The 13575-nt window shown below is 66.1% G+C and carries 12 protein-coding genes and 2 pseudogenes; 1 reads left to right on the top strand and 13 read right to left on the bottom strand.

Going from position 1 to position 13575, the window contains the following annotated elements; translation table 11 throughout:
* From QZS21_RS10790 to QZS21_RS10760, 7 genes and pseudogenes are all read right to left on the bottom strand, one after another.
* Positions 1-802 (bottom strand): annotated as a pseudogene (locus QZS21_RS10790) (DNA translocase FtsK); the annotation flags it as partial.
* Positions 803-834: 32 nt separating this feature from the next.
* Positions 835-1671: an undecaprenyl-diphosphate phosphatase gene (locus tag QZS21_RS10785; protein ID WP_295583248.1), complete on the bottom strand. Its 837-nt coding sequence runs from the start codon at positions 1669-1671 to the stop codon at positions 835-837.
* 148 nt (positions 1672-1819) lie between these two features.
* Positions 1820-2503 (bottom strand): ribonuclease III, encoded by a 684-nt coding sequence (rnc, locus tag QZS21_RS10780; RefSeq protein ID WP_295583247.1) that lies wholly within the window; start codon positions 2501-2503, stop codon positions 1820-1822.
* Between the two features lie 50 nt (positions 2504-2553).
* On the bottom strand, positions 2554-2799 hold the full coding sequence (gene acpP, locus QZS21_RS10775) for an acyl carrier protein (RefSeq protein WP_295583246.1): 246 nt from the start codon (positions 2797-2799) through the stop codon (positions 2554-2556).
* Between the two features lie 72 nt (positions 2800-2871).
* Positions 2872-3906: a phosphate acyltransferase PlsX gene (plsX, locus tag QZS21_RS10770; RefSeq protein WP_295583244.1), complete on the bottom strand. Its 1035-nt coding sequence runs from the start codon at positions 3904-3906 to the stop codon at positions 2872-2874.
* Positions 3903-5213, bottom strand: coding sequence for a methylenetetrahydrofolate--tRNA-(uracil(54)-C(5))-methyltransferase (FADH(2)-oxidizing) TrmFO (gene trmFO, locus QZS21_RS10765; RefSeq protein ID WP_295583242.1), 1311 nt, complete (start codon positions 5211-5213; stop codon positions 3903-3905). Before trmFO ends, plsX begins: the two co-directional genes overlap by 4 nt.
* Before the next feature lie 886 nt (positions 5214-6099).
* On the bottom strand, positions 6100-6312 hold the full coding sequence (locus tag QZS21_RS10760) for a helix-turn-helix domain-containing protein (protein ID WP_295583240.1): 213 nt from the start codon (positions 6310-6312) through the stop codon (positions 6100-6102).
* 67 nt (positions 6313-6379) lie between these two features.
* On the opposite strand from QZS21_RS10760, the gene QZS21_RS10755 reads away from it, so the two are divergent.
* Positions 6380-6628 (top strand): hypothetical protein, encoded by a 249-nt coding sequence (locus QZS21_RS10755; protein ID WP_295583238.1) that lies wholly within the window; start codon positions 6380-6382, stop codon positions 6626-6628.
* On the opposite strand, the gene topA is transcribed toward QZS21_RS10755, so the two are convergent.
* The 6 genes and pseudogenes from topA to QZS21_RS10725 all read right to left on the bottom strand — a co-directional run.
* Positions 6625-9024, bottom strand: a complete 2400-nt coding sequence (gene topA, locus QZS21_RS10750) for a type I DNA topoisomerase (RefSeq protein WP_295583236.1) — start codon at positions 9022-9024, stop codon at positions 6625-6627. The two genes, QZS21_RS10755 and topA, sit on opposite strands and share 4 nt — an antisense overlap.
* A gap of 36 nt (positions 9025-9060) precedes the next feature.
* Positions 9061-10248, bottom strand: coding sequence for a DNA-processing protein DprA (gene dprA, locus QZS21_RS10745; protein WP_295583234.1), 1188 nt, complete (start codon positions 10246-10248; stop codon positions 9061-9063).
* Between the two features lie 12 nt (positions 10249-10260).
* Positions 10261-11022: an RNA methyltransferase gene (locus tag QZS21_RS10740; protein WP_295583232.1), complete on the bottom strand. Its 762-nt coding sequence runs from the start codon at positions 11020-11022 to the stop codon at positions 10261-10263.
* A gap of 43 nt (positions 11023-11065) precedes the next feature.
* Positions 11066-12565, bottom strand: a complete 1500-nt coding sequence (lysS, locus tag QZS21_RS10735; RefSeq protein ID WP_295583230.1) for a lysine--tRNA ligase — start codon at positions 12563-12565, stop codon at positions 11066-11068.
* Positions 12566-12575: 10 nt separating this feature from the next.
* Positions 12576-13049, bottom strand: coding sequence for a transcription elongation factor GreA (gene greA, locus QZS21_RS10730; RefSeq protein ID WP_295583228.1), 474 nt, complete (start codon positions 13047-13049; stop codon positions 12576-12578).
* Positions 13050-13155: 106 nt separating this feature from the next.
* Positions 13156-13575: pseudogene (locus tag QZS21_RS10725) on the bottom strand (hypothetical protein); the annotation flags it as partial.

The raw sequence follows: 13575 nt of genomic DNA, 5'->3' as shown, positions 1-13575 counted from the left end.
TCTCCCAGAGCACCTGGTCCGGGGTTTTCAGCTGCTCGGACTTGTGGCGGAAGAAGCCGGTAAAGCCCTTCCGAACCGGTGCCTCCGCCGGGGCGGCGGGGGCGGCAGGGGCGGCGTCGTCCAGGGGGATGTCGATCCGGGGCCGCTCCCCGCTCCGGCGCTGGGGCCGGGCGGGCTCCGCAGGCACCACGCGGATGGCGGGGGTCTCCGGCTCCTCCTCATAGCGGGGCCGCGCCCGGTGCCGCTCCAGCAGGGCGCCCAGGGTCAAGTGCAGGGCGGTCATCAGCGCGATCACCGTCAGCACCGCGAAGATGACCACGGAGGCAAACGTGGCAAACACCGCCACGGACCCCTCCGCCAGGCTGCCGGACACGGCGCCGCCGGAGATCATGGCCTGGCCGGAGAGCCACAGATCCCGCAGGATGGCGATGGAGGAGCGGTAGGTCTCCTTGCACAGCAGCATGTGCCCCAGCGTGCCGCCCAACAGCGGCAGCAGCAGCGCGCAGCTCACCCGCAGCCGCACGGGGCGGCCGTGGTGGAACAGCAGAATCAGCGCCGCCAGCAGCACCGCCGGGCCCGCCAGATAATAGCCGTAGCCGAAGAGGCCCTTCAGCAGCACCGCCAGCGCGTCGATGAGGATGGCGCTGGCATGAAAATAGCTGACAAAGATGCACAGCGCCAGGGCCAGCAGCAGGAAGCCCCCCACCTCCCGGCGGATGGGCTGCTTCTGCGGCGGCTTTTTGGCCCGGGAGGCGCCGCTCTTTTTGGTGGTTGTGGTCTTCTTTTGTGTCGTGGACGCCACGGTATGTACCTCCGATGTGGTCTTTCAGGTCGTTACTTCTGTAGGAATTGCAGCAGCAGGGTCAGCGCGCCGGCGGCCCAGCAGTAGTAGGCGAAGAAGCCGAATTTGCCCTTGTCGGCGATCAGCTTCAGCAGGCGGATGCAGGCATAGCCCACCACGGCGGCCACCGCCACCCCCGCCAGGTACACCGGCACCTCCTCCCAGGGAACGCTGGCCGCCAGGGCATCCTTCAAACTGAGGATGTTGGCCCCCAGAATGGCGGGAATGGACAGCAAAAAGGAGAAGCGGACGGCAAATCGCCGGTCAAAGCCCACGAAGCACCCGGCGGTGATGGTGGTGCCGGAGCGGGAGATGCCCGGGCAGGTGGCCACCGCCTGGGCGACGCCCACCAGCAGCACGTCCAGCATGGTGGCGGTGCGCTCGGTCTTGCGGCCCCGCTTCACCCGGTCGCTGGCGAAGAGCAGGCAGCCGGTGGCCACCAGCGCCCCGCCCACAAAGTACATGTTGTTCCCCAGGCCCTCCACCAGGCTCTTGACGGGCAGCACCACAAACAGCGGCAGCGTGCCCACGATAATCAGCAGAATCATCCGCCGGGCGGGGGGGACAGGATTGGGGGTGGACCGGCGGGCCAGGTCCCGGACGCCGCAGAACAGCTCCACGACCATCTCCCGGATATCCTCCCAGTAGGCCGCGAACACCGCCACCAGCGTGCCCAGGTGCAGCAGCACGTCAAAAAACTCCGGGATGTCGGCGGCGCCGGACATGCCCAGCAGGTTCTCCGCAATGGCGAGGTGGCCGGAGCTGGAGATGGGCAGAAATTCCGCCACACCCTGGATCAGGCCCAGCAGCATGGATGACAGCAGTGACATTGGCCTCACACTCCTTCAATCAATTCAAATTCTCATACGATGATAGTATAGCATGGGCGGCCTGCAAATTCCAGTCATATTTCCGCGGCCTCCGGCGCCGCCCCGCCCGGGAACGGAAAGGGGACCGCCGGAAGGCGGTCCCTCGCTCTTATGCTTCCTCCAGGCGCTCCAACGCGGCCCGGGCGGCGGCCTGCTCGGCCTCCTTTTTGCTGTGGCCGCTACCGCTGCCCAGGGCGCGGCCGTTGAGCAGCACCTCCGCCACAAAGGTCTTGGCGTGGTCCGGCCCCTGCTCCCCGGCCATGCGGTAGGTCAGCACCTGGTCGGCCTGGCGCTGGACCAGCTCCTGAAGGGCGGTCTTGTAGTCCCGGCGGCGCTCCTCCACCACCTCTTCCTTCTCCGCCTCCAGCAGCAGGCGGTGAATCAGGGCGGAGGCGGCGCCGATGCCGCCGTCCAGGTAGACCGCGGCGAACACCGCCTCCGTGGCGTCCGCCAGGATGGAGGTCCGCTCCCGGCCGCCGCCGGCCTCCTCCCCCCGGCCCAGCTTCAAATACCGGCCCAGGTCCAGCTTCTGCGCCACCTCGTACAGGCTCTGCTCGCACACCAGTGCCGCCCGGATGCGGGTCAGGTCCCCCTCCGGCAGGTCGGGATGCTGGACAAAAAGGAACTCCGCCGTCACAAAGCCCAGCACCGAATCCCCCAGAAACTCCAGCCGCTCATTGCTGTTCAGGTGGACGGCGCGGTGCTCGTTGGCGTAGGAGCTGTGGCTCAGCGCCTCGCTGAGCAGCCGCTGGTCCCGAAAGGTATAGTTCAGTTTCTTTTCCAGTTCCTGCATGACGGTCCTCTCCAAAAGGAAGCCCCGCGCCAGCGCGGGGCTTCCCTGATTTACTTCAGCTTGCCGGCGATGTAGTTCACGGCGTCGCCCACGGTTTTCAGCGTTCCCAGCTCATCCTCCTGGATTTCGCCCACCTCGAACTCCTCCTCCATGGCCATGACCAGCTCCACCAGGTCCACGGAGTCGGCGCCCAGATCCTCCTCGAAGGCGGTGTCCATAGAGACCTCCTCCGGCTCCAGGGCAAACTGCTCCGCCACCAGGTCCCGCATCGTCTGGAAAATTTCTTCAATCGACATGACGTTCACTCCTCATGTTCTATGCTTGTTGGGGTAATCATACGGCAAGTGACGCGCCCCTGTCAAGAGGGTTTATGCTTTTTCTGGAAACCGCTCCACCTTCATCAGGTCGATGTCCCGCTGGATGTCCGCGATGAAACCGCTCTCGGCGTACTCCTTGGCCCGGAGCACGGCGTTGCAGACGGCCCGGGCGTCGGAGGAGCCGTGGGCCTTGATGACTGGGCGGGAGATGCCCAAAAACGGCGTGCCGCCCACCTCGCTGGGGTCCAGCAGCTTTTTCATCTCTGCCAGGTCGCTCTTCACCAGGGCGGCGGCCAGCTTCGTCTTGGTCCCGGAGAGGAACATCCGCTTCAATTCCTTCAGCAAAAACTTGCTGGTGCCCTCCAAGCTCTTGAGCATGACGTTGCCGGTAAACCCGTCGGCCACCACCACGTCGGCCCCGCCCAGCATCACCTCGTTGGCCTCGATGTTGCCGATGAAGCGGATGCGGCCCGCGTCCCCCGCCTCCCGCAAAAGGGCGTGGGTCTCGTGGCGGAGGGCGTCGCCCTTCTCCGCCTCGGCGCCGATGTTCAGCAGGCCCACCCGGGGTTCCTCCACCCCCAGAACCCGCTTGGCATAGTAGCTCCCCAAGTACGCGAACTGGAGCAGGTACTCCGGCGTGCACTCGGCGTTGGCGCCGCAGTCGCACAAGATGGTCCGCCCGGCGGCGGTGGGAATCACGGGGCCCATGGCGGCCCGGCGGATGCCCCGGATGCGCTTGACCAGCAGCGTGGCCCCCGCCAGCAGGGCGCCGGTGGACCCGGCGGACACGAAGGCGTCCCCCGCCCCCTCTTTCAGCAGGTTCAAGCCCACCGTCAGGGAGGAGTCCTTTTTCATCTTGAAGGCGGTGGCGGGATCGTCCGCGATCTCCACCACCTCCGTGGCGTCCCGCACCTCCACCCCGGCGGGCAGGGTCTTCTCTCCGCAGGCCTCCACGGCCCGCAGCACCTCCGCCGTCCGGCCCACCAGCAGAATCTCCACCCCATGGGTCCGGTGGGCGTCCAGCGCCCCCTGGACGATGGCTCCGGGGGCGTTGTCGCCGCCCATGGCGTCTACGATGATCTTCATGTCAGGACCTCCTCTTTCTTTGCCTCAATGATGGCCAGAGACCGGGCCGACAGCTCCGCGTTCTTGTTTCGCTTCCCCTTCACCCGATGGTCCAGCGGCGGCATGATGCCGAAGTTGATGTTCATGGGCTGGAACTGGGTGACGGAGGGGTTGGAGACGTACAGCGCCAGGGCGCCCACGGCGGTCTCCTGGGGGAAGTCCACAGGGGGCTGGCCCAGCAGCCGCCGGGCGGTCTCCACCCCCACCAGAAAGCCGCTGGCGGCGGACTCCACATACCCCTCCACCCCGGTCATCTGCCCGGCGAAGGAGATGCGGGGCTCCGCTTTCAGCCGGTAATACCGGTCCAGCAGACGGGGGGAATTCAAAAACGTGTTGCGGTGCATGACGCCGTAGCGGAGAAACTCCGCGTCGTGGAGGGCGGGAATCATGGAGAACACCCGCCGCTGCTCCGGAAAGCGAAGGTGGGTCTGGAAGCCCACCATGTTGTACACGGTGCCGTCGGCGTTGTCCCGCCGCAGCTGCACCACGGCGTAGGGCCAGCGGCCGGTGCGGGGGTCGTCCAGCCCCCGGGCCTTCAGCGGGCCGTAGAGCAGCGTGTCGTGGCCCCGGCGGGCCATGACCTCCACCGGCATGCAGCCCTCAAACACCTTGCCGTCCTCAAAGCCGTGGACCTCCGCCTCCTGGGCGGTGGTCAGGGCTTCCCAGAAGGCGTCGTATTCCTCCCGGTTCATGGAGCAGTTGACATAATCTGCGCTCCCCCGGTCGTACCGGGAGCCAAACCACGCCTTTTCCATGTCCACGCTCTCGGCGGACACCAGAGGGGCCGCCGCGTCGTAGAAGTGCAGGCCGCTGTCCGTCCCCAGCAGGGACTGAAGCCTGTCCGCCAGCGCGTCGGAGGTCAGGGGGCCGGTGGCCACCACCACCTCCCCCTCGGCGGGGAGGTCCGTCACTTCGCCGGGAACCACGGTGATGCGGGGATGGTTCCGCACCCGCTCCGTCACCAGGGCGGCAAAGCCGTGGCGGTCCACCGCCAGGGCGCCGCCGGCCTCCACCCGGGTGGCGTCGGCACAGGCGAGAATCAGGGAGTCCATGCGGCGCAGCTCCTCCTTCAAGAGGCCCACGGCGTTTTCCAGCTGGTCGCTGCGCAGGGAGTTGGAGCAGCACAGCTCCGCGAAGTGCTCCGTGATATGGGCGGGGGTCTTCTTCTCCGGCTTCATCTCCCGGAGCGTGACGTCGATGCCCCGCCGGGCCAGCTGCCAGGCGCACTCGCTGCCGGCGAGGCCAGCGCCGATAACCGTTACATTCATGTCAGTGGTCCTTTCTTGGTCCCACGGATCGGGGGACGGGAGTAACCGCGCATCCGGCGCGGGGACGGGGGGATGCCGCCGCCGGGCGGGGACGGGGATTTCCGCCCCACAGGGGCGGGACGGGGGTGTGGGGCTTTGCCCCATAGAATGCACCCCCCATTTTCTTTTGTCTTGCAAAAGAAAACGGGCCGTGCACGGTCCAAAAGAAAAACGCTTTTTCCTTGCGAAATTGACCCCTCTGGGGTCAACTTCGCACAGCGGGGGTCTTCGGAGCCGGTGCTTCCGGTTTTTGGAGGGCCTTCTACCGGTTCGCGCCCGACATGGTACAACTTTGGGAGTTCGGCTCCCGCGATTGGGGGTGCGGAGGAGGCCGGGGTGGTTGTCGAATAGCCCCTGCTCCGCTTTCCGCGCTCCCCGCTTCGCTCAGCGCTGCCTGGGTGATTACTTGGCAAACGCCACTGCGAGATCGGGGAGCGGCAGCGGATGGGAGAAGAAAGTCAAGTCAGTTTTGCACCATTCCAACGCAATTCCCGGTCGCGGGTGGAAATCTGGGGCGAGATTGGCCCAAACCCGCGCCCAACGCTTCGACAAACAAGTTTCCACCCAAGGTCTCTTTCTAAGACCCGCGTCCCCACACTGCGCCCGCATGGGCGCAGATGTGGACATAAGCGCCTTTCTTTTGGACCGTGCACGGCCCGTTTTCTTTTCGGTAAGACGTTTTGGGGTCCCCGCAGAGACCCAGCGAAGCGGTCTCTGTGGGGAGCGGAGGAGCAAGGGAGCGGGCGCAGTTTTCGCCGCAGGCGGAAACGGAGGCAAGCGGACTTTGCGACGACGCCATGGGGGGTGCATTCCCGTGGGGCAACGCCCCACACTCCTCCGCACCCGGTCAGGTGCGGCGATTGCTTTGGCCCAAGAGGTAATCCGTAGTCACCCCAAAGTAATCCGCCAGCTTCATCAGCCCGGGAACATCCGGATAATGGGTTGCAGATTCGTAGTACAGATACGCCCGCTGAGAAACTGCCAGATACTCCGCCATCTCTTTGGATGTCATACGGCACTCTTTCCTCAACTCTTTCAATCGCTCTGCAAAAACTTTCATAACAGCCCCTTGATATCGAAACTTCACTATAATTGAATTCAAAGTTCAATTATAGACGGTTACGTGTATGAACGATTCCATGAACTGCCTTTTCAGCTACATCTTGGAAAGGCGCCTCCAAGACTATCTCCCGGGCCCGGCTTATCTCCTGCTCTCCTCCCGCTGGGACACCCAGAGGGAAGCCCTCAAAAGCTGCCTGTCTCCAGACCAGTTCACCCTCCTGGAGGCGCTGATGGAGACCCGGGAGCGGCAGGCGCAGATGGACCTGGAGGCGCTGTTCTGCACCGGCTGGGCGGTATTCCGGGAACTGCTTTAGGCCTCCGCCTTCTTGGCGGCCGTCTTTTTCGCCGCAGGCTTCTTGGCGGTGGTCTTTTTGGCCCCGGGTTTCTTGGCGGCGGTCTTTGCGGATGCCTTGGCCGTGGTCTTTTTGGCCGGGGAGGCCTTTTCCGCCGTCTTTTTGGCAGGGGCCTTTTTCGCCGCAGGCGCCTTCTTGGCCCCGGAAGCCTCGGCGGGCGCCCCCTCCGCCGGATCGGCCCCATCCTTCTTCTCCGCCGTGGCGGCGGGCTTCTTGGGATAGCCCCGCTTCTCCTCCGGCAGGAAGTTGGCGCAGGCGACATTGATGCAGAAGGGCTTCTTGAAGCCCTTCCCCGCCTTTTTGAACATGGTCTGGCCGCACACCGGACAGTCGTCCTTCACCGGCACGTCCCAGGTCATGAAGTCGCACTTGGCGGCCTCGTCCCGGCTGTTCATATGCTCACAGCAGTAATAGGTGTACTGCTTGCCCGTCTTCTTGCTGGTGCCGGTGCGTTTCATGATGCGCCCGCCGCACTTGGGGCAGCGGCCCGGCATCTCCACCACCAGCGGCATGGTGAAACTGCACTCCGGATACCCCGGGCAGGCCAGAAAGCGGCCGAACCGGCCGGATTTCACCACCAGATTCCGCCCGCACTCCGGACAGATCTCCTCGCTCACCTCGTCGGGCACCTTGATGCGCACACCCTCCAGGTCCTTCTCCGCCTTTTGCAGGCTCTGGTCAAAGTCCCCGTAGAAGTCCCGCAGGACCCCCTTCCAGGGGGTGCCGCCGTCCTCCACGTGGTCCAGCTTCTGCTCCATGTTGGCGGTGAACTTCAAATCCGCGATGTCGGAGAACTTGTCCTTCATCAGCTCCGTCACCACCCGGCCCAGGTTGGTGATGTGGAGGTACTTGCCCTCCTTGATGACGTACTCCCGGTCCAGAATGGTGGACACGGTGGGCGCATAGGTGGAGGGGCGGCCGATGCCCTGCTCCTCCATGGCCCGGATGAGGGTGGCGTCGGTGTAATGGGCGGGGGGCTGGGTGAAGTGCTGGTCCTTGGAGAACTCCCGCAGCGTCAACGTCTCCCCCTCCTGGAGGGCGGGGAGCGGCGACTCCTTCTCCTCCTTCTCCTCGTCCTTTCCCTCCTCGTACACGGCGGTGTAGCCGGAGAATTTCAGGCTGGAAGAGGTGGCCCGGAAGCTGTGGCGCTCCGCCTCGATGTCCACTGCCACGCTGTCGTACACGGCGTTGGCCATCTGGCAGGAGACAAAGCGGCTCCAGATCAGGCGGTAGAGGCGGTACTGCTCGCCGGTGAGGTCCTTTTTCAGCAGCTCCGGCGTCCACTCCACGTTGCTGGGGCGGATGGCCTCGTGGGCGTCCTGGGCGGTGGCCTTGGCCTTGTAGTGGTTGGGGCCCTTGGCGGGGTAATAGGCCTGGCCGTAGCGGCCCACGATGAAGTCCTTGGCGGCGGCGATGGCCTCCTCGCTCAGCCGCAGGGAGTCGGTACGCATATAGGTGATGAGGCCCACGGTGCCCTCCCCCTCGATGTCCACGCCCTCGTAGAGCTGCTGGGCGATGGCCATGGTGCGGCGGGGGGTCATGGAGAGCTTGCGGGAGGCCTCCTGCTGGAGGGTGGAGGTGGTGAAGGGCGGCGAGGGGGAGCGCTGCTTATCGGTGCGCTTCACGCTCTTGACGGTGAAGACCGCCCGCTCCGTCTCCTGCACCACGGCGTCCACCTCCGCCGCGGATTTCAGCTCCGCCTTCTTGCCGTCCTTGCCGTGATACCGGGCGGCGAAGGCGGGCTTTTGCACGTCGGCGCCCAGGAGGTTGGCGTCCAGGGTCCAGTACTCCTCCGGCTGGAAGGCCTCGATCTCCCGCTCCCGGTCGTCCACCATGCGGGTGGCCACGGACTGAACCCGCCCGGCGGACAGGCCCCGGCGGATTTTCTTCCACAGCAGGGGGCTGAGCTGATAGCCCACAATCCGGTCCAGGATGCGGCGGGCCTGCTGGGCGTCCACCAGGTTCTGGTCGATGTCCCGGGGCTCCCGGATGCTCTCCTGCACCACCTTTTTGGTGATCTCATTAAAGGTGACCCGGCGGGTCTTGTCGTCCGTCAGGTTCAACAGGTGCTTCAAATGCCAGGAAATGGCCTCGCCCTCCCGGTCCGGGTCGGTGGCGAGATAGACCATGTCCGCCGCCTTGGCGGACTTTTTCAGGTCGCTGATGATCTCTTCCTTCCCCTTGATGGGCTTGTAAACCGGCTCAAAATCGTGCTCCAAATCCACGCCCAGGGTGCTCTTGGGCAGGTCCCGGAGATGGCCCATGCAGGCCTTCACCTCGAACTCCTTGCCCAGATATTTGCCGATGGTCTTGGCCTTCGCGGGAGACTCCACGATGACCAGGCTGTGCTTTGCCATAGTTACCTCCAGACGTCCCCGGCGGGGGGCGCGTTTTTATACGTCCGGCGCTCCGGACAAGGTCACGGCGCGGGTGTAGCGTTTTCCGCTGTGCTGCCGGACCAAATTTTCGATTTCAAGCAGGGTCAGGGCCGCCAGCACCCGCCGGGCGGGGATGCCGGTGGCGTCGATCAGATCGTCCACCGCCATGGGCGCCTCCTCGGGCAGGGCGCACAGCAGGGCGAGCTGGTCGGCGGGGAAGCTCCGGGTGCTCAGGTCCAGCACCGGCGGCACCTCCTTGGGCGGCGCTGCCTGCCGGGCTTGATAGCCCAGGGTCTTGGGCTGCTCCCGGGCCGGCTCCTCTCGGAGCTTTGCCGGAAAGCGGGCCTCATATTCCCGCAGGATGTCCCAGGCATCGGCGGTCAGTCCGGCGCCGTCCCGGATAAGGCGGTTGCAGCCCACGCTGTTGGGCGCGTCAATGGGGCCGGGGACGGCAAACACGTCCCGGCCCTGCTCCAAGGCCGTCTCGGCGGTGATGAGCGCACCGCTGCGCTCCGGCGCCTCCACCACCAGCGTGGCGAGGCACAGCCCCGAGAGAATGCGGTTCCGGGCGGGAAAGTGCCGCCCGGCCGGCTCGGTCCCCGGCGGGTATTCGGACAGCAGCACGCCTGCGGCGGCCACGTCCTCGTAGAGATAGCGGTTCTCCGGCGGATACCGGACGTCCAGTCCGCCGCCGGTGACGCCCACGGCCATGCCGCCGGCGCGGAGGGCGCCCCGGGTGGCGGCGGCGTCGATGCCCCTGGCCATGCCGCTGACCACCAGCGCACCGCCGCGGGCCAGGCCGTAGCCCAGCTTCTCCGCGCAGGCGGTGCCGTAAGGGGTGCAGTTCCGGGTGCCCACCACGGCCACCGCCGCCTCCTCGTCGAAGGCGGGCAGGCGGCCCTTCCAGTACAGCAGGCAGGGCGGGTCGTAGATGTTTTTCAGGCGGCCGGGGTAGGCCGCGTCCTGTATGGTGAGCAGGTGCTGGTCCAGCCGCTGGCACTCCGCCAAAATCCGGTTGGCGTTGTCCAGATTGTGGTCCTCCAGCGCCGCCGCCTGCTCCAGCGTGATGCCCTCTGTCAGGAGGATCTCCCCCTGGTCGGCGTAAAAGACGCTCTCCGGGTCCCCGAAATGGCGCAGCAGCGCCAGCCGGGTCTGGTTCGTCAGCCCCGGCAGCTCCGTCATCCACAGCCAGAATTTCAGCACAGCGTCTCCTCCTCAGTCGTTTCGGGCGGCCTCCCACAGCAGCACCGCGGCGGCCGCCGCGGCGTTCAGGGACTCACAGTGGTCCCGCATGGGGATGCGCACGGTCTGCGTACAGGCGGCCAGCACCTCCGCCGAGAGGCCCCGGCCCTCGCTGCCGATGGCCACGGCGCAGCGGGCGTAATCCGTCTGCCGGGCGTCCACGGTGTCGGCCCGGAGAGCCGCGCCGTACAGCGGCAGGCCGCTGGCCGCCAGCAGCGCCGCCAGCTCCTCCACGCCGCAGGACCACACTGGGCAGCGGAACACCGCCCCCATGGTGGCCCGGACAGTCTTGGGGTTGTAGAGGTCCGCGCAGGCGTTCACCAAAAACAGCCCGTCGGCGCCAAAGGCGTCGGCGGTGCGGAGGATGGTGCCCACGTTGCCCGGGTCCTGCACGCCGTCCAGCACTACGTAGCGCTTTCCCGGCAGCGTCTGCGGCAGCGTCTGGCGCCGCAGCCCGCAGATGGACAAAACCCCCTGGGGGGTCTCCGCCGGGGAGAGAGACTTCATCACGTCCGGCGGCACCTCCACTACCCGCACCCCGGCGGGGAGGGGCGGCACGCCGGCCCCCTCCGAGAAGACCACGGCGCGGAGGTCCGCGCCGTGGAGAAGGGCCTCCTCCAGCAGCTTGGGGCTGTCGCTCACAAACTCGCCGGAGGTCCGGCGGTAAGAGGCGGAGGCCGCCAGCTTGCGCAGGTGGGTGCAAAGGGGGTTCGTGCGGCTGGTGATGCGCTCCATGGCCCGCGGCCTCCTCTCTGTCGGTAACAATCGGGATCCCCGGTCAGTCCAGGGGCTTCATGGTCGGGAAGAGAATGACCTCCCGGATGCTGTCGGAATTGGTGAGCATCATCACGCAGCGGTCGATGCCCATGCCCATGCCGCCGGTGGGCGGCATGCCGTATTCCAGGGCGTTGAGGAAGTCCTCGTCCAGCATCTCCGTCTCGTCGTCGCCCCGCTCCCGCTGCTCCACCTGCTTTTCAAAGCGGCGGCGCTGGTCGATGGGGTCGTTCAGCTCGGAGTAGGCGTTGGCCAGCTCGCTGCGGCAGACGAACAGCTCGAACCGCTCCGTCAGCCGGGGGTCCGCGGGGCTCCGCTTGGTAAGGGGGGAGACCTCCACGGGATACATGGTGATGAAGGTGGGCTGAACCAGCTGCTCCTCCACCCGCTGGTCAAAGCAGGCGTACAGGGCGTTGCCCCAGGTCTTCTCCGCCGCCTCCGCCAGCTCCACGCCGGCGGCCTTCGCCGCAGCCACCGCCTCCTCGTCGCCGCTGACGGCGCCGAAGTCGATGCCCGCGTACTCCTTCACGGCGTCCACCATCGTCAGGCGGCGCCAGCCGGGGGTCAGGTCGATGCTCTCCCCCTGCCACTCCGCCTGGTAGGTGCCCAGAATCTCCTTGGCGGCGCCGGAGAGGATGCCCTCCGCCACGTCCATCATGCCGTGGAAATCGGTGTAGGCCTGGTAGAGCTCTACTGTGGTAAACTCCGGGTTGTGCTTGGGGTCCATGCCCTCGTTGCGGAAGATGCGCCCGATCTCGTACACCCGGTCCATGCCGCCCACGATCAGCCGCTTCAAGGGCAGCTCCGTGGCAATGCGCATGTACATATCCAGGTCCAGGGTATTGTGGTGGGTGATGAAGGGCCGGGCCGCGGCGCCGCCGGCGATGGTGTTCAGCACCGGGGTCTCCACCTCGATATAGCCCAGGCCATCCAGGTAGCTGCGCATGAAGCGGATGAACTGGGAGCGGATGACGAAGTTTCGCTTCACCTCCGGGTTCACCATCAAATCCACGTACCGCTGCCGGTAGCGCAGCTCCCGGTCCTGTAAGCCGTGAAACTTCTCCGGCAGGGGCAGCAGGGACTTGGAGAGGAGGGTGATGTCCTTGGCCCGGACGCTCATCTCCCCCCGCTGGGTGCGGAACACCTCGCCGTCCACGCCCACGATGTCGCCGATGTCGTATTTCTTGAAGGCCTTGTAGGTGTCCTCGTCCATCTCGTCCTGGCGGGCGTAGAGCTGGATGCGGCCGTCCCGGTCCTGGAGATCGCAGAAGCTGACCTTGCCCATGCCCCGCTTGCTCATCAGGCGGCCCGCCACTTTCACGGACTGGCCCTCCATGGCGTCGAAATGGTCTTTGATCTGCTGGGAGGTGGTATCCCAGTCAAAGCGGGTCTGCCGGAAGGGGTCCTGTCCGGCGTCCTGGAGGGCCGCCAGCTTCTCCCGGCGGACCAGGCGCTGCTGGTTCAAATCCAGCTCCGGCTGCTCCGGTCTCTTTTGTTCAGCCATGTCTCTCTCCTTATCGCTCGATCTTCATCACCGTGTAGGCGATGGAACCACGGGGCGCCTCCACCGTGACGGTGTCGCCCTCCTTGGCGCCCAGCAGCGCCCGGCCGAAGGGGGACTCCTCGGAGATCACGCCGTGCATGGGGTCCGCCTCCTGGGAGCCCACGATCTTGTAGGCGGGCATCTCCTTGCCGGAGGCGTCCGCCACCACCACCTTGCAGCCGATGGTGACCACGTTGGTGGGGGCGTTGCTCTCGTCCACCAGCACCACGTGCTGGAGAATCTCCTCCAGCTCCGCAATGCGGGAGTACAGCTTGCCCTGCTCATTTTTCGCCTCGTCATATTCGCTGTTCTCGCTCAGGTCGCCAAAGCCCCGGGCCACCTTGATCTGCTCGGCCACCTCGTCGGAGCGGGTGGTCTTCAGGTAGTTCAGCTCCTCTTGAAGTTCCTGGGCCCGGGCAGCGCTCATTTTGTACTCTTTTTCCATGTCAGTCCGTATCCTTTCTGCTATCTTTTGCTGGAGGAGACCCCCCGGTCTCCTCTGCACATACTTATTCTATATTATCATAGAGTAGTATTATAGAGTCTGCCCCTCAGATTGTCAAGCGGCAAGACGCCTGCACCGCCATCTGTCCGGGCTTCAGCACCCCCGCCTCCTGCAGCGCCGCCAGCAGCTGGCCCCGGTCCGCGCCGTCCGGCAGCTGCTCCTCCAGCGCCGGGGGCAGGGCCAGCGCCGGCAGGGGCGCCGTCTCGCCGTACAGCGTCAGCACCACCGGGTTTTTGGCCGCCAAATCCGTCCGGGGGTCGAACAGCACCAGGGCCTCCGCCCCCTCCATCTGCTCCTTGGACGGCCCCAGCAGCACCGACACGCCGTACTCCCGCCGCAGCTGGCGGCACAGCTCCTCCCCGCCGCCGGGCAGGTCCAGCAGCACATACCGGTGCCGCAGGGCCAGCTCCGTCACGGTGCGCACCGCCTCCCCCGTCAGCTGGGCGGCGGACACCGCCACCCGGGC

The organism is uncultured Oscillibacter sp., assembly GCF_900544955.1.
Taxonomy (GTDB): Bacteria; Bacillota; Clostridia; order Oscillospirales; family Oscillospiraceae; genus Oscillibacter.
This window is presented reverse-complemented; position numbering and strand designations above follow the sequence as displayed.

Bases quoted from the DNA above. Each gene is read 5' to 3' on its own strand.
- rnc (WP_295583247.1), bottom strand. From the start codon at position 2,503: ATGCAGGAACTGGAAAAGAAACTGAACTATACCTTTCGGGACCAGCGG.
- greA (WP_295583228.1), bottom strand. From the start codon at position 13,049: ATGGAAAAAGAGTACAAAATGAGCGCTGCCCGGGCCCAGGAACTTCAA.
- QZS21_RS10785 (WP_295583248.1), bottom strand. From the start codon at position 1,671: ATGTCACTGCTGTCATCCATGCTGCTGGGCCTGATCCAGGGTGTGGCG.
- QZS21_RS10755 (WP_295583238.1), top strand. From the start codon at position 6,380: ATGAACGATTCCATGAACTGCCTTTTCAGCTACATCTTGGAAAGGCGC.
- plsX (WP_295583244.1), bottom strand. From the start codon at position 3,906: ATGAAGATCATCGTAGACGCCATGGGCGGCGACAACGCCCCCGGAGCC.
- lysS (WP_295583230.1), bottom strand. From the start codon at position 12,565: ATGGCTGAACAAAAGAGACCGGAGCAGCCGGAGCTGGATTTGAACCAG.
- topA (WP_295583236.1), bottom strand. From the start codon at position 9,024: ATGGCAAAGCACAGCCTGGTCATCGTGGAGTCTCCCGCGAAGGCCAAG.
- trmFO (WP_295583242.1), bottom strand. From the start codon at position 5,213: ATGAATGTAACGGTTATCGGCGCTGGCCTCGCCGGCAGCGAGTGCGCC.
- QZS21_RS10760 (WP_295583240.1), bottom strand. From the start codon at position 6,312: ATGAAAGTTTTTGCAGAGCGATTGAAAGAGTTGAGGAAAGAGTGCCGT.
- acpP (WP_295583246.1), bottom strand. From the start codon at position 2,799: ATGTCGATTGAAGAAATTTTCCAGACGATGCGGGACCTGGTGGCGGAG.
- QZS21_RS10740 (WP_295583232.1), bottom strand. From the start codon at position 11,022: ATGGAGCGCATCACCAGCCGCACGAACCCCCTTTGCACCCACCTGCGC.